The organism is Fretibacterium fastidiosum (genome assembly GCF_964642095.1).
In the GTDB taxonomy this organism is placed as follows: domain Bacteria; phylum Synergistota; class Synergistia; order Synergistales; family Aminobacteriaceae; genus Fretibacterium; species Fretibacterium fastidiosum.
Window position 1 is genome coordinate 1,002,439 of the sequence record NZ_OZ209244.1, and the last position, 21,229, is coordinate 1,023,667.

The 21,229-nt window shown below is 64.1% G+C and carries 17 protein-coding genes and 1 tRNA gene; 12 read left to right on the forward strand and 6 right to left on the reverse strand.

Annotation, left to right across the window (positions count from 1 at the left end):
- Positions 1-9 precede the first annotated feature (9 nt).
- From ACK28C_RS04475 to ACK28C_RS04490, 4 genes are all read right to left on the reverse strand, one after another.
- Entirely contained in the window at positions 10-1,512 is a 1,503-nt protein-coding gene (locus ACK28C_RS04475; RefSeq protein WP_015556909.1) for a class I SAM-dependent DNA methyltransferase, read from the reverse strand.
- Positions 1,513-1,516: 4 nt separating this feature from the next.
- Positions 1,517-2,575 carry a Fic family protein gene (locus tag ACK28C_RS04480; protein ID WP_015556908.1) on the reverse strand — a complete coding sequence of 353 codons (1,059 nt, stop codon included), beginning with the start codon at positions 2,573-2,575 and terminating at the stop codon, positions 1,517-1,519.
- Between the two features lie 207 nt (positions 2,576-2,782).
- Positions 2,783-3,175 (reverse strand): metal-dependent transcriptional regulator, encoded by a 393-nt coding sequence (locus ACK28C_RS04485; RefSeq protein ID WP_015556907.1) that lies wholly within the window; start codon positions 3,173-3,175, stop codon positions 2,783-2,785.
- 176 nt (positions 3,176-3,351) lie between these two features.
- Positions 3,352-4,734, reverse strand: a complete 1,383-nt coding sequence (locus tag ACK28C_RS04490; RefSeq protein ID WP_015556906.1) for an MATE family efflux transporter — start codon at positions 4,732-4,734, stop codon at positions 3,352-3,354.
- Positions 4,735-4,910: 176 nt separating this feature from the next.
- On the opposite strand from ACK28C_RS04490, the gene ACK28C_RS04495 reads away from it, so the two are divergent.
- The 12 genes from ACK28C_RS04495 to ACK28C_RS04550 all read left to right on the forward strand — a co-directional run bounded on the left by ACK28C_RS04495 (position 4,911) and on the right by ACK28C_RS04550 (position 18,298).
- Positions 4,911-6,086, forward strand: coding sequence for an NADP-dependent malic enzyme (locus ACK28C_RS04495; RefSeq protein ID WP_015556905.1), 1,176 nt, complete (start codon positions 4,911-4,913; stop codon positions 6,084-6,086).
- A 26-nt stretch (positions 6,087-6,112) separates the two neighbouring features.
- Positions 6,113-7,489, forward strand: coding sequence for a class II fumarate hydratase (gene fumC / locus ACK28C_RS04500; protein WP_409152514.1), 1,377 nt, complete (start codon positions 6,113-6,115; stop codon positions 7,487-7,489).
- Positions 7,490-7,650: 161 nt separating this feature from the next.
- Positions 7,651-7,737: transfer RNA gene (locus tag ACK28C_RS04505), tRNA-Leu, on the forward strand.
- Between the two features lie 350 nt (positions 7,738-8,087).
- On the forward strand, positions 8,088-9,104 hold the full coding sequence (locus ACK28C_RS04510) for a gamma-polyglutamic acid synthetase (protein WP_409152515.1): 1,017 nt from the start codon (positions 8,088-8,090) through the stop codon (positions 9,102-9,104).
- Positions 9,101-9,562: a poly-gamma-glutamate biosynthesis protein PgsC/CapC gene (locus ACK28C_RS04515; RefSeq protein WP_409152516.1), complete on the forward strand. Its 462-nt coding sequence runs from the start codon at positions 9,101-9,103 to the stop codon at positions 9,560-9,562. Before ACK28C_RS04510 ends, ACK28C_RS04515 begins: the two co-directional genes overlap by 4 nt.
- Positions 9,559-10,584 (forward strand): poly-gamma-glutamate system protein, encoded by a 1,026-nt coding sequence (pgsW, locus tag ACK28C_RS04520; RefSeq protein WP_409152517.1) that lies wholly within the window; start codon positions 9,559-9,561, stop codon positions 10,582-10,584. The genes ACK28C_RS04515 and pgsW overlap by 4 nt, the downstream gene beginning before the upstream one ends.
- A gap of 816 nt (positions 10,585-11,400) precedes the next feature.
- Positions 11,401-13,017 (forward strand): dipeptidase, encoded by a 1,617-nt coding sequence (locus tag ACK28C_RS04525; RefSeq protein WP_015556902.1) that lies wholly within the window; start codon positions 11,401-11,403, stop codon positions 13,015-13,017.
- Between the two features lie 69 nt (positions 13,018-13,086).
- A complete protein-coding gene (locus tag ACK28C_RS04530; protein WP_015556901.1) occupies positions 13,087-13,647 on the forward strand; it encodes a DUF6305 family protein in 561 nt (186 codons plus the stop codon).
- A 73-nt stretch (positions 13,648-13,720) separates the two neighbouring features.
- Positions 13,721-15,037, forward strand: coding sequence for a C4-dicarboxylate ABC transporter (locus ACK28C_RS04535; RefSeq protein WP_208874039.1), 1,317 nt, complete (start codon positions 13,721-13,723; stop codon positions 15,035-15,037).
- Positions 15,038-15,068: 31 nt separating this feature from the next.
- Positions 15,069-15,248 (forward strand): hypothetical protein, encoded by a 180-nt coding sequence (locus ACK28C_RS04540; protein WP_208874077.1) that lies wholly within the window; start codon positions 15,069-15,071, stop codon positions 15,246-15,248.
- Between the two features lie 12 nt (positions 15,249-15,260).
- Positions 15,261-16,427, forward strand: a complete 1,167-nt coding sequence (locus ACK28C_RS04545) for a succinylglutamate desuccinylase/aspartoacylase family protein (protein ID WP_015556899.1) — start codon at positions 15,261-15,263, stop codon at positions 16,425-16,427.
- 236 nt (positions 16,428-16,663) lie between these two features.
- Positions 16,664-18,298, forward strand: coding sequence for a dipeptidase (locus ACK28C_RS04550; protein ID WP_015556898.1), 1,635 nt, complete (start codon positions 16,664-16,666; stop codon positions 18,296-18,298).
- A gap of 573 nt (positions 18,299-18,871) precedes the next feature.
- Here ACK28C_RS04550 and ACK28C_RS04555 read toward each other — a convergent pair.
- Together ACK28C_RS04555 and ACK28C_RS04560 are read right to left on the reverse strand one after the other, a co-directional pair.
- Entirely contained in the window at positions 18,872-19,972 is a 1,101-nt protein-coding gene (locus ACK28C_RS04555; protein ID WP_409152518.1) for an Rpn family recombination-promoting nuclease/putative transposase, read from the reverse strand.
- 214 nt (positions 19,973-20,186) lie between these two features.
- Complete coding sequence (locus ACK28C_RS04560; protein WP_409152519.1) at positions 20,187-21,179, reverse strand: helix-turn-helix transcriptional regulator; 993 nt, start codon at positions 21,177-21,179, stop codon at positions 20,187-20,189.
- Positions 21,180-21,229: the final 50 nt, after the last annotated feature.

Below are 21,229 nucleotides of genomic sequence, written 5' to 3' on the forward strand. Positions count from 1 at the left end.
AACCTCAATTTACAGCTCCAGGAGCTCCCGAAGCGCATCCATATCTGCTCCGATCTCCCTCTCAAGCTCGTCCAGCTTTGCCATGATCTCGCTCGTCGGCGGATACTCCACCGCCTTGTACTCCGTCTGCCTGTACTTGTTGAGGGAGAGATCGTAGTCGTTGCCGACGATCTCCTCCTTCGGCACGAAGAAGCTCTGTTCTGTCCGCTTCCGATCCTGCTCCGTATCCAGGGCATGAAATCGGGCAACGATGTCTGGAACGTCATTTTCCTTCGTCTCGCTGCGCTTGTCGTCCAGGCTGTAGCCGTCCGCCTTCATATCGTAGAACCAGACCTTGTCGGTGCCGCCGTGACCGGTCCTGGTGAAGATCAGGATGGCGGTGGATACGCCGGCATAGGGCCTGAACACGCCGGAGGGCATGGAGATCACGGCCTCCAGGCGGTTGCCCTCGATCAGCTCCTTCCGAACGGCCTTATGCGCTGTGGAGGAGCCAAAGAGCACGCCGTCCGGCACGATGCAGGCGCAGCGCCCACCAACCTTCAGCATCCGGAGGAACAGCGCCAGGAACAGCAGCTCGGTCTTCCTGGTCTTGCAGACCTTCAGCAAATCGGTAGAGACGATATCCGCGTCCAGGCTGCCCTTGAAGGGCGGGTTGGCCAGGATGAGGGTATACTTCTCCCGGTCCGGATTCTGGTCGGAGAGGCTGTCCCGGTATTCGATGAAGGGGTTGTCCACCCCGTGGGCCATCATGTTCATGGCGCCGATGCGCAGCATGGTGCGGTCCATATCATAGCCGTGGAACATGTGGTTCATGTAGTGGTCTTTGTTCTGGCTGTTGAAGAAGACCTCCTGTTTACGGTTTTCCTTCAGGTAATCGCTGACGGCCACGAGGAAGCCCGAGGTGCCGCAGGCCGGGTCACAGACGATCTCGTCCGCTTTGGGCTCCATCATATCCACCATCATGCGGATGATGTGACGAGGCGTGCGGAACTGGCCGTTGACTCCCGCGGTCGCGATCTTGGAGAGCAGGTACTCGTACACGTCGCCCCGGGTATCTGCCGCATTGAGCTGCGCCATCTGCTCATAGATTCCGTCCATGGCCGTGACGATCTTGTCCAGCATCAGCGGCGTCGGCACCTTGAAGATGGCGTCGCCCATGTATTTGGAATAAGCGCTCTCCTTGTCGCCGTGCAGGTTCTTGATGAAGGGGAAGACCCACTCCTGCACGGTGCTGTACATCTTCCCGGCTGGGAAGTCGTGGAACACGCTCCACTTGAGCTGGCTGCCGTCCACGGTGCGATCGCCGATCCGCACGTCCTGGGCGAAGACGCTCTCATAGGGCAGGCCCAGCATGGCCGCCTCCCTGGCGCGGCGGTTGTCGAAGTTATCCAGATCGTGGATAAACATCAGATAGGTCATCTGCTCGATGACGTCCAGCGGATTCGTCAAGCCGCCGGTCCAGAAAATCTCCCAAAGGCCTTCGATCCTGCCCTTCAGTTCCCCAGTCACCATGTCCCTACTCCTTCTCCCAGTTCCATGCGTAAGACGTATAGCGTCCTCCGCCGATCTTAAGGATCTCACCGTTCTTGAGCATATCGGCCAACGCCCGTTCCACGGTCTTCTGGCTGATATCCGGGCATTGGTTCATGATCTGCGTCTTCGTGAGCCGTCCGATGGTGTTCCGGACGATTCCCCGCACTCTGTCGGGCTTCGATAAGCCTTTCGTAACCAGGGTATCCACCCTGGCAGCAAATTCCCGACAGGCAGCAACCACGATGCCCAGCATATAGCGTACGAAGGGAAGATAATCGTTATGGCCCTCATGCCATCCGGCCGAGCTCTCCTGCAGGGCCTCGTAGTAGGTTCCCTTACTGTCCGCGATCAGCCTTTCAATGCTGATGTACTTCCCGACGAAATACCCGGAGCGGTACAGAAGCAGCAGCGTAAGCAGACGGCTCATGCGGCCATTCCCGTCATTGAAGGGGTGGATGCACAGGAAGTCCAGGACAAACATGGGAATCAGAAGAAGTGGGTCCAACTCCGGATCGGCTAGGGCCTCCCGAAGAGCATTGCAGAGAGCATCCATGGCTTCCGGCGTTTCCCATGCCGGAACCAGCTGGAAACGAACTCGTTTCGTCCCATCCGGCAGCTCCTCTGCGATCCCGTTGTCGGAGCTCTTGAAGCTGCCTCCGATGGATGTGTTGCTGAATTTATAAAGATCGCGATGCAACTGCAGGATCATACCCGGCCTGATGGGAATGTAATCGTAGTTTTCATGAACGGTATTCAGCACATCACGATAACCGGCGATCTCGCGTTCGCTCCGCCCCCTGGGCGTCGTCTTGTTCATCACGATCTTCTTCAGCCGGTCGTCGGTGGTGACGATCCCTTCAATGCGGTTGGATGCTTCCGTGCTCTGGATTTTTGCAATCTCCAACAACTTGGCGAGGGCATCCTTGCGCGCTTCGACAAACAGGTTCTGCCGACCTTTCATCTCATGGATCTGCGCCAGGTACGACACGATCTCCGGGGTCAGCAGCTTCTGGTATTCGGTTTTGTAATTCAGTGCTCTCATCGATATGCCTCTTTTTAGAGTGTAACATAGTCATTTCAATCATTTATGACACAATTACATCTTACCGAAAAGCCTGTCAAAAGTCAAAGCACGATGCCGGGTACCAGTCCCTGCAAGGGGCTCTTCTTTTAACCGTGGATTGAGGAGGGACAAAAAAACCGCGGCCACGAGGGCCGCGGGAGAGGGGTCGATATCGGGTTTCGGGGGTCACGCCTCCGACTTGATCTTCTCGGCATAACGGCACAGGGCGGCGAAGGTCTCCTCGCTGATGTCGTGCTCGATCTTGCATGCGTCGGTCATGGCCTGCTCCGGACTGACGCCGAGGTAGATGAAGAACTTCGTCAGCATCTTGTGCTTCGTGTACGTGCTGTCGGCGATCTCCATGCCCGAATCCGTCAGCACCAGCATCCCCGCGTGGTCCGTGGTGACGAAGCCGCGCTCCTTCAGGCGCTTCGTGGCGTAGGTCACGCTGGGCTTCGCCACGCCGAGGTGCGCCGCCACGTCGACGGACCGCACGTAGCCCTGCCGCTCCTTGATCATCAGGATCGCCTCAAGGTAGTTCTCCTCCGTCTTGCCAACCTCTGCCGCCGTAGTATCCATGCCAGATACCCCCTAATTTTTAACTAAGATTAACATTGTTTAACCTAATTCTCAAGCGAAATCTTCAGGGCTTTTAGCCGGCGCGAGCATTTTCAGCAAAAATACTGAGTGCGCAGCGTGTCTTTTACACTTTTCCCTGTCGAAGGGACGGACCTTTCGGCACGCCGCAGCGCCGTTCAGAAGCTGCCGAGGGCGCGACGGCTGAAGGCCCGCGGGCGCAGCCTGTAGTAGGCGACGATCGTGGCGACGCTCATCAGCACCCAGGAGACGGCGTAGACGTTCATGAGCATCTCGAAGCTCCGGTTCCACTGAAAGACCGTGAGGAGCCAGAAGATGCGGAAGACGCAGGAGCCCATCAGGGTGATGACCGTCGGGGTCATGGAGTAGCCCAGCCCCCGCAGCGCCGCTCCGGGAATCTCGTAGAACCCCACCAGGAACTCCAGGACCGCCGCGCGAAACAGGCGCGCCATGGCGAAGGTCATGACGGCGGCGTCCACGGTGTAAAAGCGCATCAGCGGTTCGCTCCAGAAGGAGAAGGCGGCGCAGGTGAGCGCCGTCAGGCCGATGCCCCAGGACATGCTGATGGTGTAGATGCGGCGGCAGCGTCCCTCGTCCCCCGCCCCGTAGTTCTGGCTGGTGAAGGTCATGGACGCCTGTGCGAAGGCGCTGATGATGAAGTAGGCGAAGTACTCGAAGTTCAGCGCGGCTGCGGACCCCGCGGAGGCGCTGGCCCCGAAGCTGTTGATGCCCGCCTGGATGAAGACGTTGGACAGGGAGAAGACGACCCCCTGCAGGCCCACGGGGACACCGATCTTCAGGATGCGGCGGGTGTGGCCGCCCTTCAGGGACATCTCCCTCCAGCTGAAGGCGAAGGGGTCCGGCTCGCGCATCAGGCAGCTCAGCACCATCCAGGCGCTGATGACGTTCGAGATCACCGTCGCGATGGCCACGCCGGTCACGCCCATGCGAAAGGCGATCACCAGCACCAGGTTCAGGATGACGTTGACGACGCCGCCCACCACCAGGAACCAGAAGGGCCGCCGGCTGTCCCCCTTGCTGCGGAGCACGGCGGAGCCGAAGTTGTAGAGCATGATGAAGGGCATTCCCATAAAGTAGATTTCGAGGTACGTCACGGCCAGCTCCAGCACGTCGGGGGGCGTCGAGAGCATCCTCAGCACGGGGCGCGAGAGCACGAGCCCGGCGACCGCCAGAAAAAGGCCGCTGATGAGGGCGATGAGGACGCTGGTGTGTACGGCCTGGCGCACCTTCTCCCGCTCCCCCTGTCCGATGTAGTTCGCGATCAGCATGTTGGCGCCCACGGAGACCCCCACGAAGAGGTTGACCAGCACGTTGATGACCGCTCCGTTGCTGCCCACCGCCGCCATGGCCTGGCTGCTGTCGAACCGTCCCACCACGGCCACGTCCGCCGAGTTGAACATCTGCTGAAGGATGGTGCTGGCCGCAAGCGGCAACGCGAACAGGACGATCTTGTCCCACAGGGACCCGTGCAGCATGTCGATCTGATTGCTCTTTTTGCTCTTTCCGGCGCGTTCCGCCATGATCCCGATCTTCCCCTCCAAAAAAATTAAAGGTGCCGGCGGCAGGCCGGCGCGCAGGGAACACGAACCCTCTTACCCGCTATTATAGCGTGACTGCACCATCCGCGCTGGCGCTATAATAACGGGGGCCGCAGCGCCAGGCCGGCAATCACGCAACGGAAAGGAAGTCTTGAGTTATGGATTACGCTAAGGAATCGCTTCGGCTTCACGGGGAGTGGAGGGGCAAGATCGAAATCGCCGTCCGCGTCCCCGTGCAGACGAAGGAGGAACTGGCCCTGGCCTACACGCCCGGCGTGGCCCAGCCCTGCCTTGAGATTCAGAAGGACGTGGACAGGAGCTACGACCTGACGCGCCGCTGGAACCTCTGCCTCGTGGCCACGGACGGAAGCGCCGTGCTGGGGCTGGGGGACATCGGGCCGGAGGCCGGGATGCCCGTGATGGAGGGCAAGTGCGCGCTGTTCAAGGCCTTCGGCGGCGTGGACGCCTTTCCCCTCTGCATCCGGTCTCACGACGCGGACGAGATCGTGGAGACGATCTACCGGATCTCAGGCTCCTTCGGTGGCGTGAATCTGGAGGACATCTCCGCGCCGCGCTGCTTCGAGATCGAGCGCAAGCTGAAGGAGCGCTGCGACGTCCCCATCTTCCACGACGACCAGCACGGCACGGCCGTCATCACGCTGGCGGGCCTCACGAACGCCCTGAAGTTGACGGGCCGGACCCTGCCGGAGGCCCGCGTCGTCATCAACGGTGCCGGAGCCGCCGCAATCGCCATCGCAAAGCTCCTGATCGGCGCGGGGGCGCGGGACGTGACCCTCTGCGACCGGACGGGAGTCCTCCACAGGGGCCGGGAGCAGGGCATGAACTGGATCAAGGCGGAGATGGCGGAGGTCACGAACCCGGCCGGCATCCGGGGGACCCTGGCCGATGCCATGAGGGGGGCGGACGTCTTCATTGGCGTCTCCGCTCCGGGGGCGGTGACGCAGGACATGGTCCGCAGCATGGCGAAGGACCCCATCCTCTTCGCCTGCGCCAACCCCACGCCGGAGATCTTTCCGGACGAGGCCCTGAGCGCCGGAGCGAAGGTCGTGGCCACCGGCCGCAGCGACTTACCCAATCAGATCAACAACGTGCTGGCCTTTCCAGGCATCTTCCGGGGCGCCTTCGACGTCCGCGCGCGGGACATCAACGAGGAGATGAAGATGGCCGCCGCCAACGCCCTGGCGGACCTGGTGGACGAGGCGTCCCTCAGGCCGGACTTCATCATCCCCAACGCCATGGACTCCCGCGTCGTCCATGCCGTGTCCCGCGCCGTGGCGGAGGCCGCCCGGAAGAGCGGAGCCGCGCGCCTGTAGCCCTGCGACGGACCGGAGAAGACGTCATGGAATACCGCGTCGAACACGACTCCATGGGCACGGTGAACGTGCCCGCGGACCGATACTGGGGCGCGCAGACGGAGCGCAGCCGGCAAAACTTTCCGATCGGCGTGGGGCTGGAGACGATGCCGCGGGAGGTCATCCACGCCTTCGGCATCCTGAAGCGTGGAGCCGCCACGGCGAACCGCGCCCTGCGCCCGGAGAGGATGACGGAGGAGAAGTGCCGCGCCATCACCCAGGCGGCGGCGGAGGTGGCCGAGGGGAAGCTGGACGATCACTTTCCCCTCGTGGTGTGGCAGACCGGCTCCGGCACGCAGTCCAACATGAACGCCAACGAGGTCATCGCCAACCGGGGCAACCAGCTGGCCGGACGCCTCCTGCTGCACCCCAACGACGACGTCAACATGTCCCAGTCCTCCAACGACGCCTTCCCCACCGCAATGCACATCGCCGCGGTCCTCGCGCTGGAGGACCGCCTGCTGCCGGCTGTCGAGGGCCTGATCGCGACCTTCCGGCGGCTGGAAGCGGAGAACGAGGGCGTGGTGAAGTGCGGTCGCACGCACCTTCAGGACGCGACCCCCATCCGCTTCTCCCAGGAGATCTCCGGCTGGTGCAGCAGCCTGGAGCGCGACGCCGAAATGCTGCGCGCCGCGTCGGCCCCGCTGCACGAGCTGGCCCTGGGGGGCACGGCCGTGGGAACGGGGCTGAACGCTCCCGCGGGCTTTGACGTCGAGGTTGCCCGCGCGATCTCCGGCCTGACGGGCAGGGAGTTTCGTCCCGCGCCCAACAAGTTCCACGCCCTCACCTCCAGGGACGAGCTGGTCTTCGCCCACGGTGCCATGAAGGCCCTGGCCTGCGACATGATGAAGGTCGCCAACGACGTGCGCTGGCTGGCGTCGGGGCCACGGCTTGGGCTGGGCGAGATACGAATCCCGGAGAACGAGCCCGGCTCCTCCATCATGCCGGGGAAGGTGAACCCCACGCAGTGCGAGCAGGTGACGATGGTGGCCGTGCAGGTGATGGGCAACGACGCGGCCGTCGGCGTGGCGGCCTCTCAGGGCAACTTTGAGCTGAACGTCTTCATGCCCGTCTGCATCTACAACTTTCTCCAGTCCGCGCGCCTCCTGGGGGACTCCATCGCCTCCTTCGACGAACGGTGTGCCGCGGGGATCACGGCGAACCGCGAACGGATGCGGGCCAACCTGCACGGCTCCCTGATGCTGGTGACGGCCCTGAACCCCTTCATCGGCTACGAGAACGCGGCCAGGACGGCGCAGCTGGCCTTCAGGGAGGGGCTGTCCTTGAAGGAGGCCTGCGTGAAGCTGGGCTTTCTGACGCCTCAGCGCTTCGACGAGGTCTTCCGCCCGGAGGCGATGGCCTGAGGGGCCTCGGGCGGGCCGAAGGGCCGGCGTTCCCTATCCGCGGTACGAGGCCATAACGCGGGCGCACTTCATCGACCGAACGCGCGCGGGGGCATGGCCCCCCGACCTCGTCCGTTCCGCTTGACAACCTCCGGCGCTTCCGATTACAATACTCACCGTTGGCCGGGATGGCGGAATCGGTAGACGCAGTGGACTCAAAATCCACCGGTGGCGACACTGTGGGAGTTCGAGTCTCCCTCCCGGCACCATGAAAGCGGAAGCGCTGCGGCGCTTTGACCTCGCAGGAGCATAGAAACTCTGTCAGGGTTACCAGGGTGTTATGGGGCGGTTTGGGCCGCCCTTTTCTTGTCTTAATAGGGTTTAATCCCTACTGTCCAGAACAAATATAGGGGCTCAACACCCCCATCTCCCGGACATGACAAAACGTGACGGGAAAAACGAGCAAACCGTTTGCTCACAAACGGACAGCCTGTCCAAAGTTGAGTCGGCACCCGTCAGGGCAAAGAAAGACCGATCAACGCTTATGCGCTATACTATGAGCGCGAAGCGGAGGGCCTTTCGAGTTTTTGTGTCCGCATAGGGGCTGGAGGAACGCTGCATGGATTTGAGACGTGTGGGCATCAGGATCCTCGTGACGGGGACGCGCGGCAAGAGCAGTCTGGTCCGCCTTCTGCACGCGGGGCTGTCGGCCGTCGGGCTCAGGACCCACTCCCGCGTCACCGGGGTGCTGCCGCGGGAGCTGTCGCCTGCCGGTCAGCGCGTGATCCGGCGGACCTCGCCCGTGAGCTTTCGGGAGATGCGCTGGTGGCTCTCGCAGGTCCCCAGGGACGCGGAGGCCCTGGTGCTGGAGAACAGCGCCGTGTCCCCCCTCCTTCAGCCGGCGGCGGGGCGCTGGCTCGACCCCACGCTCCTGGTCTGGACCACGCTGCGGCCCGACCACCAGGACGCCTGGGGACCTGGCGTCCGGGGGGCGGCGGAGGCGCTGTTGCGGGGGGTTCCCAGGGGGGTCCCCGTCCTGGCGGGCCCCGAAGCGGCCCTCGTGGCCCGCGCCCTCGAGGCGCGCGGTCCCGCGACGCTGATGGACCTGCCTCCCTCCTTTCGGGAGGGCAACGTCCTCCTGGCGATGAGGGCCCTGACCCTGTCCCTGGAGGGGACGGGCCTCGCCTCGTCCGAGGCCCTTGCCGCAGCGCGGCGCGCCATGGAGTCCCTCCCGCCGGACGTCGCGGACTTCCGGATTCTGGGCGAGGGCGAGGACCTCCTGGCGGTGGCCTTTTCGGCGAACGAGACGGGCAGCACGGAACGGCTGTTTGTCGAGACGGGCTGGAGGGCCGAGGAGACGACGCTGCTCTTCCACCACCGTCCGGATCGGCCCGCCAGGCTTCGGGCTTTCCTTCCATGGATTCGGTCCCTGCCGTGGCGGGCGACCACGTTCACCCGCACCTCGCGGCCATGGCTCCGCCTCGACCGCCTGCGCTGGACGGACGATATCTCGGACCCGGCGTCCTTCGCGGCGTGGCGAAGGGGGCGGGGCAGGGTGTTCGCCTGCGGCAACGTCGCGGGGTGGCCGCTTGAGTTTTTGTTGAGCGCGGAACGGTTGCTGGAGGAGGCGTCATGAACGGTCCTTTTATCGGTTCTCTGAACGCGGCGGAGGCGTGGGGCTGCGTCACGATGGCCCTGGGCATCCTGATGGGGCTCGTCTGGAGCAGGAGGACGGGCTGGGGGTGCGGCGGCCTGGTGACGCCAGGGCTCATGGCGCTTTACGCCGCTTCGCCGGCCCGGGTCGTGGCGGCGCTGGCGATGGGGCTCCTCCTGGCGCCGCTCCTGTCCGTCGTCGCCCGTTCCCTGGCGCTCTACGGGCGGGAGCGGACGGGAGCGGCGATGCTGCTGGCCCTGGCCGCCCACCTGGCCCTGCTGTCCGTCGTCTCCGTGCCGCCCTGGCTGGGGTGGGTCGTTCCCGGGCTGATTGCCGCCGACGCGGAGCGGCAGGGAGCGGTCATGACGGCGTGCGGGGCGACGTCCTGCGCCATTGCGGCCTCCTTCGCCGCAGGGCTGATGAGGGGGCTCGTCGGATGAGGGCCGTCAGGACGCCCTTCGTGGGCGGCTCCCCCCTGCGCCTCCTGTTCCTGACGGCGGCGCTGGCCGCGCTGTGGCTGTCGTGGACTCCGCCGCTCAGCCCTGCGGAACAGCGGCTGTACGACAAGGTCCTGGCGGCTCAGGCCTTCCTCTGGGATGAATTGGGCCGTCGTGGCCTGCCCCGCGACGAGGGGGCGGACCCCCACCACAGCGGGCTGATCGGGCTGGAGTGGAGCGTGACCACCACGACGCAGGGGGACCTCAAGGCCAAGCGCTGTGCGACGGACCCGCTCTGGGCGGTGCAGATGCTGCGGTGGTTCGACGAATTGGGGCTCGTGAAGGGGGATCGGATCGTGGTCCTCGCCTCCTCCTCCTTCCCCGGCGCCATCTACTCCGTCCTGGCCGCCGCGGAGGCGAGAGGCCTCGATACGGTCCTGGGGGTCTCCCTGGGGGCCTCCAACTGGGGGGCCAACCGGCCGGAGGCGCCGTGGCCCGTGCTGTCGAAGGCCCTGATCGGCGCCGGGTTCCTGCGCACCCGTCCCGCGCTCTGCACGCTGGGGGGCGGGGGGGAGAACGGGGGCGGGATGCCTCAGGAGGCGCGGGACATCCTGACCGCAGCGGCTCAGGCGGAGGGCCTGCCGCTTTTGGCCAACGGGGACCTTGAGGAGGCCGTCCAGGCGAAGATGCAGCTCGCCCGCGAGGGGCGGACGAGGCTGGTGGTCAGCGTCGGCGGCCCCGAGGCCAACATGGGAAACAGCCCGGACGTCCTGCGCCTCCCGCCAGGACTCATCCCGCCGCGGCAGGATGGGGGCGACGGCGTGATCGGGCGCGCGCTGCGCGAGGGATACCCCGTGGTCCACATCCTCTACCTCCGCGGCATGGCGGACGCCTGCGGCGTGGCCTGGGAGACGCGGCGGCCGACCTTCGTCCGGGGGCGCGGCGTCCTGGCGGGGGCGGCGGGGCTCCTGCTCTTCGCCCTGGTTTTGGCCACGCACCGCCGGTGGGGCTGGGAAGGGGAGTAACCGCCGCTCGGCCAGACGACACGACTTACGGACGCCGACAGGCGGCCGGCGTCGTGTCGGTCGGCTGAGGGCGAAGGAAGTCCGGGGGACTTCCGTAGCTCGGCCAGACGACACGACTTACGGACGCCGACAGGCGGCCGGCGTCGTGTCGGTCGGCTGAGGGCGAAGGAAGTCCGGGGGACTTCCGTAGCTCGGCCAGACGACACGACTTACGGACGCCGATAGGCGGTCGGCGTCGTGTCGGTCGGCTGAGGGCGAAGGAAGTCCGGGGGACTTCCGTAGCTCGGCCAGACGACACGACTTACGGACGCCGATAGGCGGTCGGCGTCGTGTCGGTCGGCTGAGGGCGAAGGAAGTCCGGGGGACTTCCGTAGCTCGGCCAGACGACACGACTTACGGACGCCGATAGGCGGTCGGCGTCGTGTCGGTCGGCTGTGCCGAAGCAAGGCAATGGATTGCCTTGTGGAGGCGTTGACGGGGAATGTCAGACAGGCGCGTCTTATGAAAAACACCCCTCCCCTTCGGGGAGCCTTCCGGCAGCCGTTCGCTGACGCTCACGGGCCGTCAGTCCCAGCCCCTTCGGGGCAGCCCCCCTTGCAGGGGGCCTTTCTTTCCCTTTAAACGCGAATTGGTATTAAAAATGATTTTTTTAAATTGTTTTAATATCATCGTTAAATTCGGAATTCAGGGATATGAAATTCAGGAAAAATGCTGATATAATGTATGGAGATCGGGAGACTCGGACGGAGGACGACCGGCTCCCGGCGGCGTGCATTTTCTTTTCAACCGTATAACTCAAGAAAGGAGATCTTTGGCATGTTTCGTTCCAGACGCAGTTTGTTCCGCACGTTTCTGTGTTCGGCGTTGTGTTTGCTGTCGTTTGTCCCTGCGCTGGCCTGCACCGACGTGGTGGTCGGCAAGGATGCGTCCGTCGACGGGTCCGTCATGACCTGTCACACGGCGGACGGGGCCTACTACGACGCCCAGATCCGCTTCATCCCCGGCCAGAAGTACCCCTCGGGGACCAACATGGACGTCTATCGCAACATCGTCGGCGAGGAGCCGGGCGGCTGGGTCAAGGTTGGGGAGATTCCCCAGGTCGCCGAAACCTACGGCTACTTCCACGTCGGATATCCCGCGATGAACGAGCACCGCGTTGCCATCGGGGAGACCACGATCGGCCAGAAGGAGATCCTGAAGACCATGCCCGGTGGCAGGGCACTCTTGGCCATCGAGCAGCTGGAAGTCCTCGCGTTGCAGCGCGCCAAGACGGCGCGGGAGGCCATTCAGGTCATCGGAGAGCTCTCGCAGAAGTACGGCTTCATGCCTTCCTGCGGCACGGAGGGCGAGTGCCTCACCATCACCGACCCGGACGAGGCCTGGATATTCCACGTGTTCAGCACGGGCTTCGGCTGGACGCAGGAGAGCGGCAAGCCGGGCTCCGTGTGGGCGGCCCAGCGCGTGCCGGACGACGAGGTCGTGGTCGTCCCCAACATCGCGCGCATCCGCTTCATCGACCCCAAGGACACGAAGAACTTCATCGTTTCGGACAACTACATGCAGCACGCCATCGACAACAAGCTCTACGACCCCGACAGCGGCCAGCCCTTCGACTTCCAGGCCGCCTACTCCCCCGCCACGGGCAACGACGACTGGGCCCTGAGCTCCCTTTGGATTCGCAATCGCCTCTACACGATCCACAAGGCCCTCGCACCGAGCCGCGAGTGGGACCCCTACGCACCCGTCAACGCCTACCCCTTCTCCATCAAGCCGGAGAAGAAGCTCTCCGTCCGCGACATCATGGGCTTCATCCGCGGCTACCACAAGGGCAGCCCCTTCGACATGACGATGGACCCCGCCTGGATCGTGGAGGGCAAGGACGGTGTTGCGGAGCTCAGCCCGCTGACGACCCCCTTCCCCACCCGCCTGCAGCGCAACCTGCTGAAGATCCCCTACTCCCGAAGCATCGCGACCAACGCCTGCGCCTACAGCTGGGTTTCCCAGATGCGGAAGGACCTGCCGGAGCCGGTGGGCGGCGTGATGTGGTTCGGGTACGACAACCCGGCCCATACCCTCTACGTGCCTGTCTACACCGGAACCCGCGACACGAAGGAGAGCTGGAAGTCCCACTTCGACCGCGACAAGCTGAGTCTGGACTGCGCTCAGTGGGCCTTCATGCTCCAGGACGACGTGGTGAACTGGCGCTACCAGGAGGCCATCAAGGACCTCGAGGCCGTGCGGAACCCCATCGAGGACGACTTCTTCAAGAAGCAGGCCGAGGTGGAGAAGCGGGCGGCCGACCTCTATAAGGAGTCTCCGGAGAAGGCGTCGGAGTTCCTGACGAAGTACACCATCGAGTGCATGGACCGTGCCGAGAAGGCCTACTGGGACCTCGACTTCTCCAGCATCGCGAAGTACACGAACAACCGCTAGCGCCCCTTCGGGCGTTTGGGTTTGGGCGTTTTAACAGTCGGTTCCACATTTTGAAAGGAGATCGTGTGAATGAATCGTAAGGGTTTGTTTCTGTTGGTTCTGGCCCTCTGCCTGACGGCCGCCTCCGCCTTTGCCGCGGAGCTGCCGAAGGTGGAGACTCCCATCGTCGCGACGACCTGCGGGCAGAGCCCCGGAGCCATGATGGTCAAGATGTCGGCCATGCAGGCGAAGGTCACCCCGGTCGAGGCCAGCAAGACGCTCACCGCGGAGGAGATCGCGGGGATGGACTGTAAGACACTCGTCGTGACGACGGGCACCAGCATGAAGGGCATGGGCGCGGCCGGCACGGACGTGGACAAGGAGATCGCCCGCTGCACGGCGCTGATCAAGGCGGCCAAGGAGAAGGGCATCCTCGTCATCGGGGCCCACATCGAGGGCATGGCCCGCCGAACGGACGCCTCGGACGAGGCCACGATCAAGGCGATCATTCCTCTGGCGGACGTCATCCTGGTGATTCAGGACAGCGACAGCGACGGGTTCTTCACGAACTACGCCAAGGAGCTGGGCAAGGAGCTGATCGTCGTCAAGGATGCTCTGGGCATCGGTGCCAAACTGGCGGAGCTGAAGTAGGATACCGATTGGGGCGGGCGCTCTGCGCCCTCCCCAATTTTTAGTCTCGAAAAAGGAGGCGTCCAGAACATTGATGTTTTCTCATGCCTACACCATCCTGGGGATCGTCGTCGCGGTCTTCCTCGTTGCGAAGGCGCTTCGGCTCTCCACGGAGCTTTCCATGCTGCTCTCCGCCTGCTGCGCCGCCGCTTACCACTGCGCGGCCTGGCCGGCGGGGGGAGCGGCTTTCGGAGAGTTCCCCCTGCGCCACATCGTGGAGGGGACCTTCACCTATTTTGACGTCTGCCTGATCTTCATCAGCGCCACGTTCTTCATGGCCCTGATCAAGGAGTCGGGCGGCGTGGCCTTCATCGTGCGCCGCATCGTGAGGGCCTTTCACGCCCGCCGCGTGATCTGCCTGCTGCTCTTGACGTTCGTGATGCTGATCCCTGGCGCTCTGACGGGGTCGGGGGCGACGAGCGTCCTGACGGTTGGGGCCCTGGTCGGCTCCGTGCTCTCCGCCATGGGGGTGGACGACACCCGAAAGACGGCGGCCATCTTCATGACGGCGGCCATGAGCGCCGCCGCGCCCCCCATCAACCTGTGGGCCATGATGGCCGCTGCGGGGGCGAACATGCCCTACGTCGGCTTCAACGGGCCCCTGGCGGTGCTCTCGATCTCCGGAGCCCTGTTCTCCATGTTCTGGCTCGCCGGGCGCGGCAGTGCCGCAGCGGGGGAGGAGGCCCTGGAGAGGCTGCCGGAGGCTCCGGCCGGCATGAACTGGCTGCGGGTCCTGATCCCCTTCGTGGTCTTCGGCGGCCTGCTGGCCGCGGGCCGCATCTGGCCCTTCGACTTCCCGATCGTGGGCCTGCCCATGATCTTCATGATCTCCGCGTTCTCCGTCTGGGTCCTCTCGCCGGTGAAGCTCGACGTGTGGGAGATCCTGTGCGAGACGATCCACAAGCTCCTGCCCCTCGTGGGGATCATGGTGGTGGTGGGCGCGCTGATCCAGGTGCTGGCCCTCTCCGGCGCGCGGGGCGTCATCTCGCTGCACGTCGTGATCTTACCGCTCTCGACGCTCTTTGCAACGCTCTTCATCATCCTTCCCATCTCCGAGGGCATCCTTCAGTACGCCGTGGCCCCGCTCCTGGGCGTCCCGCTGATCATGCTCTTCAACATGAAGAACATGAACCCCATCGTGGCCATGTCCGCCATGGCCGTGCTGTGGCCGCTGGGAGACTGCCTGCCGCCGACGGCCGTCATCGGCAGAGCCTCGGTGATGGAGCTGAACTACAAGGGACGCTACTACTCCGACTTCGTCGCGGCGTGCCTCGTCCCCATGGCATTCGTGGCCATCTGCTGCACGCTCTTCCTCATCTACAGCAAAGAGCTCTCCCTGCTGGCCATATAACCCGTGGGACAACCCGTCTGGAGGTATAATGATGAACGATGCTTTGATGATCCTGATCAATCAGGTGATCACCTACGGCTACTACGCCATGACGCTTCTCTTCGCCTGCGCTCTGGCGTGGAACTTCAAGAGGACCCGCGATCCGCAGGAAGCCGTCCTCTACGCCGTGATCCTCATCCCCTTCGTCCTGCGCTTTCTGCACATCAAGTAGGGGGCGACGACGATGGAGAGACTGAAGTGGATTAAAGCGATGGCTGCCGTCCTCTGCACGGCGGCGGCGGCCTGGAGCGGGGCCGAGTTCTACGCGATGCGGCACTACAAGGAGCCGGTCGCGCTGGGGCCCGGGGTGACGCAGGTGCAGAAGCTGAGCCTGTACGAGCCTTCCCTGCAGGGCACGGCCAACGACTGCAACCTCTATTTCCTTGACAGCGGCAAGCCCGGTGGCACCGTCCTGCTGCTTGGCGGCACCCACCCGGAGGAGCCCGCGGCGAACCTGGCCGCGCAGGTCGTGGTGGAGAACGCGAGGCCCGAAGCCGGCCGCCTGATCGTCGTGACGCGGGCCAACACCAGCGGCTCCCTCTATTCGCGCAACGGCGAGGCCTACCCCAGCTTCTACGACATCGAGACGCCTTGGGGAAAGAAGACCTGGCGCCTTGGCGACCGCTCCGGAAGCCCTCTGGACTCCTGGCCGGACCCGGAGGTCTACGTGCACTACCCCAGCCGCCAGATGCTGGCCTACATGGACATCCGCAACCTGAACCGCTGCTGGCCGGGCCGGCCCAACGGCCTGCTGGTGGAGCGGACCACCTACGGCCTGGCGCAGATGATCCGCGCGGAGAGCGTGGACGTCGTGGTGGACCTCCACGAGGCGGAGCTGGAGTACAGCGTGGAGAACACCATCGTCGCTCATGAGAAGGCCCAGGAGATCGCGGCCATGGCCTCCATGCTCCTGACGGGCACGGAGTTCGAGGTGCCCATCGGGATGGAGTTCTCCCCCAAGACGCTGCACGGCCTGTCGCACCGCGAGGTGGGGGATCACACCCAGGCCATGTCCATGCTCTATGAGGTGGCGGAGCCCCTGCTGGACCGCATCCGGGGCGTCACCGATCAAAAACTGGTTTTGGAGGGCAAAGACGAGTTCGTGGTGGAGGCGGGCAAGCACAAGCTGCTCTACGCCCCCATCGACGAAAACGGCTGGCACATCGACGTGCGGGTGGGGCGCCACCTCTCGACGTTCCTTCAGTGCCTGGATATCTTCTCCTCCATGACGCCAGGTCGGGAGATCGTGCTGACCGGCGTTCCGCGCTACGCGGAGGTGAAGGAAAAAGGGGTCGGATCCTTCTTTCACGACCCAACGAAGGCCCCGCTGGGCGGCGTCGCTTACGATTAGAAAAGGCTTTAAAGGGCTGAACGGGAGCCTGCCGCTCCCGACGGCTTGATTCAGGAGGGCCGTCCGGCCTCGCCGGTCTTTTAGCGCGAGGCGCTCCGAAGCGGCGATACGGCCGCAGGTTTCCAGACGGCTGGCGCGTTTATCTTGCGTTCATCGCAGGAGCTCGTCTCCTGCGGCGACAGGGTGCGGCAGTGCGGCGCCCTGGTATCTCAACTTTTTTCAGGAGGTTGTTGTTCATGCGATTGATCAAGGTTCTTGTTCTGGGCGTGGTGCTGTGCCTGACGATGGCCGCTGCTGCGCTTGCGTGCACGTCCGTGATGGTGGGCAAGAAGGCGACGGCGGACGGGTCCGTCCTCGTCTCCTACACCTGCGACGGCTGGTATGACCATCGCTTGAAGGTCGTACCCGGCGGCAAACACAAGAAGGGCGAAATGGTCCCCGTCTACCACAACATCTGCTACCAGACGCGGCCGGGCAAGGAGCTGAAGAAGGTCGGGGAGATCCCGCAGGCGGAGACGACCTACACCTACTTCCACGTGGGCTACCCCATCATGAACGAGAAGTCCGTCGTGATGGGCGAGTACACCTGGGGCGGGCGCGAGGAGAGCGAGTGCCAGAACGCCATCTTCATGATCGAGCAGCTGCAGGTCCTTGGCCTCCAGCGCGGGGCGACGGCCCGCGAGGTCATTGAGGTCATGGGCGAGCTGGCGGAGAAGTACGGCTATGCCGACGGCGGCGAGGCCCTGACCGTTGGTGACAAGAACGAGATCTGGCTGTTTGAGATCACCGGCCCCGGCCCCCTGTGGACGCCGGAGAGCGGCAAGCCCGGCGCGGTCTGGGCGGCAGTGCGGTGCCCGGACGACAGCTACGCCATGGGCTCCAACCGCTCCCGCATCGCGGAGATCGACTTCGACGACAAGGACAACTTCATGTACTCCTCGAACGTCAAGACCGTGGCTCAGGACATGGGGTGGTGGAAGGAGGGCGAGCCCTTCGTATTCCACAAGCTCTACAACCCGGAGCCCTACGGCTCCCCCTACTACCAGCAGCGCCGCGAGTGGCGGGCCTACAACCTGCTCACCCCCAGCGTGAAGCTGGCTGAGGACGCGGCGGAGCAGTACCCGCTGTTCCAGAAGCCCGACAAGCCCGTGACGCCCCAGGACCTGATGGCGCTCTGCCGTGACGTCCTCGAGGGCACGCGCTTTGACATGACCAAGGGGCTTGCCGCCGGCCCGTTCGGCACCCCGACGCGCTACGCGGTGACGAAGGACATGAAGCCTGAGGACCGCAAGGGCAACGACTGGAACCGCAGCATCAGCCTGTTCCGCTGCAGCTACAGCTTCGTCGGCCAGGTGCGCGACAACCTGCCGGAGCCCCTGGCGGCCGTGGCCTGGTTCGGCGAGGACCAGCCGATCACGACCTGTTACATGCCCATCTACGCCGGGACGAAGGAGGTTCCCGAGTCCTACAACACCGGCGAACGCGTCAAGTTCGACCCCAAGTCCACCTGGTGGGCGTTCAACTTCGTGGGCAACTGGGCGGACCTCAACTTCGCCGCGATGATCGGCGACGTCCGCGCCGAGCAGAAGCGCCTCGAGGGCAAGTTCTTCGCGGAACAGGCCGACTTCGAGAAGAAGGCCGCCGAGCTCTACAAGAAGGACCCCAAGAAGGCCTCCGAGATGATCACGAAGCACGTGGACGACAACATGAAGCTGGTGGACCGGGACTGGTGGGCGCTGGCCTGGACGCTTGTGGGCAAGTACAACGACGGCTACAGGATCACCGCCGACACGATGGAGCCCCTGGGCTACCCGACAGACTGGCTTAAGGCCGTGGGCTTCGGCGACCAGGACGCGGAGCCGAAGAAGTAGGGTCCTGCGGCGTCAACGGAACGACGCGCCCTGCGCGGCGCACGCAAGCCCCCCGTCGTCGGACGGGGGGCTTGCGTTTATAACCTGGACTTCAAGAGACTCCTGCCGCAGGCCACACTCTGCCCTGAAGCTGATCATGAATCCCTGCCGGAGCCGGATTCAGGACGGTAATTCCGCCCCAACCTCGCCCCGTGAAAAGGTATTTTGCCGTGGACACGTTCTCCGCAACCCCGTGCGCAACGCGCTCCACCATAGCAAATGACCGCGGGAATCCGTCGACTGGCCGACCTCTCATATCAAATCGCGTTTAATATGGATTGCCTCCCCTGAAAGGGGAGGTGCCGCCAAGGGCGGCGGAGGGGTTCAGCCAGACGACCGGCCTCACGCAAGCCGATCTTTGGGGAGGATTGCGGCGGCCGGTTGGTCGGCTGTGCCGAAGCAAGGCAATGGATTGCCTTGTGGAGGCGTTGACGGGGAATGTCAGACAGGCACGTCTTATGAAAAACACCCCTCCCCTTCGGGGCAGCCCCCCTTGCAGGGGGGCCTTTCTTTCCCTTTAGACGCAAATTGGTATCAACGCCCCTTCAGGGCCTCGACCTCGTCGAGGGAAAGGCGGGTGAAGCGCGCGACGGAAGCCGGGGACATCCCTTCCCGCAGCATGGCGCGCGCCGTCTCCTGCCTGCCCAACAGTTCACCCTCGGCTTTGCCCTCAGCTTTACCCTCGGCTTTGCCTTTAGCCCAGCCCTTTGCCTCGCCTTTAGCTACGCCCTCGGCTCTGCCCTCGGCCCAGGCCTTCTCACGGACCGCCCTCGTCGCCTCCGCCAACCGGTCCTCCCGAATCGCCTTATAATCCAGCTGAGTCATCATCTCCCGCAGCTGATAGTAGCGGTTCTCCGGAGAACTCCAGTACTCCTGCTCCACCTCGCTCACCTCCGAAAAAACGGTATCCCCCGACAAACTCTCGCGCAGCAGGGCCAAACCCTCGCTCTCGTTGTTGATGTAGCCTCCCCATACCTGCGCGCGCTCCTCGGGGCTCAGAACGTGCCCCGGCCTCGCCTTCAGCTTCGACCGCAGCTCCCGCAGGGGGCATGTCGTCTTGTTCAGCTCGACGTAGAACAGAAGAAGGTCGTCCGCCTCCATCAGACGACGGCCCGTCCCGGGGTTCATCAGCGCAAAGTCCCACAGCCCACGCTCTCCCTCGAAAAGGTCGAATCCCAACAGCGAGATGGAGACGATCGGGGACAGGCTCGCGTATCCCTCGCCCCTCTTGAGCGACCTCGTGTAGTTCCGGCACAGGTAGAAGAGGCAGCGCTTCTGAAAGTGGGTGTAGTTCTCCCGCTGCATCTCGATGTGGAGGGTGCGGCCCAGGTCGTCCAGCGCCGTCAGGTCCAGGCGCGTGTACTTTGCCCCCAGCGCCTCGGGCTCGCGCTCGGTGTCCGTGAGGGTCACCGTCTGCAACAGGGGATAGCCCAGGGCGCCGAAGAAGGCGTTCAGCATATCGCGAAGCAGCCGGCCCCGCGCCGGCGTCCCCAGCAGGAAGCGGAAGTACAGGTCGGTGGAGCGGTCGATGTTCTCCGGCAGCTCCCCCTGCTCCTGAAGGTTCAGCATCTCCTGCCGTTCGTGCGTCGTCATCACCGGAACGCCCCTCGACTTCTCTCCCTTGTCATCATCCACGTTCATCACCCCTGAAGGCAACGTATTCGTTGGCTTTATTATAGCAACAACGGGTCGCAAACCCCATGGCGACACTGTGGAAGTTCGAGTCTCCCTCCCGGCACCGTGAAAGCAGAAGCGCTGCGGCACTTTGACCTCCCAGGAGCATAGAAATTTTGTCAGGGTTACCAGGGTGTTATGGGGCAGCTGCGGCCAAGGGGCCTGAGGCGGCCGGTTACCCCCGGTACAGGGTCCGATAGCCCTTCGGCCCTATGCCGTAGGCCCTCTTGAAAAGTCCCGCGAAGTGCCCGGAATTGCCGTATCCCACCCGGGCCGCGACCTCTCCGATCGACAGGTCGGACTCCTGCAGCAGCGTAAGCGCCCGGTTCATGCGCAGGTTCTTGAGGTACCCGTAGGGCGTCGTCCCGTACTCCTTGCGGAAGGCCAGCTGGAAACGCGAGGTGCTCATGCAGGCGAGCCGGGCCAGTTCCCGTATGCTGGGATATGCGGCCGGGTCCTTTGCCATCGCAGCGACGACCCGTCGCAGCCCCCTGTGGTCCTCCGAGTCCAAGGTTACGGCCAGGTGCGGCGTCTCGGTCCGGCACTCGAAGTTCAGCGCGATCAGCGACAGCGCCTCCAGAATCTTGCCCTCCATGTAGAGGAGCTTGGCGGCTCCCTCGGCCCGGCAGTCCCGAATCTGACGGAAGAGAAAGCGCAGCTCCGGCGGGTTGGGGCTGCGGGACAGGAAAGCCACCGCGTCCCGGGAGGCTTCGTAGTCCTCCCCATAACGTTCCCTCAGGAATCCGTCGAAGTATTCCCCGGAGACCCGAATCTTGGTGAAGCACGCAGGCACGCCGGCCTCGCAGCGCACGAACACGGTGCGGCTGTCGTTGATGTGACAGACGATCCCCCGCTCCACCCGCTTGAACCTGCGCCGGCCCACGCGGTAGGAGCTGGAGTCCGTGTCGAAGCAGCCGATCTCCAGGTACTTCCGCGCAATCCGCCATGTATGCTCGAAGGTCGTGTGGGGGACGAAGTTCGCGATGAGGACGACGAACAGTTTGTTGAAGTCGAGGACCCGCAGGGTCCCATCGCCATACTCGGGCGCCATGCGGTAAAGGCGATCGTGCGGCGACGAACGCTCCGTGTCCGGTATGAACTGTGGGGCCACCGGCAGCCATAAAAAATCTTCCTGCGACCGGGAGTCGGAACCCGGATTCCTCTGCATCGTCTTCACCCTTTCGCCCGAGCCTCGACAAGATAATAGCATACCCAATA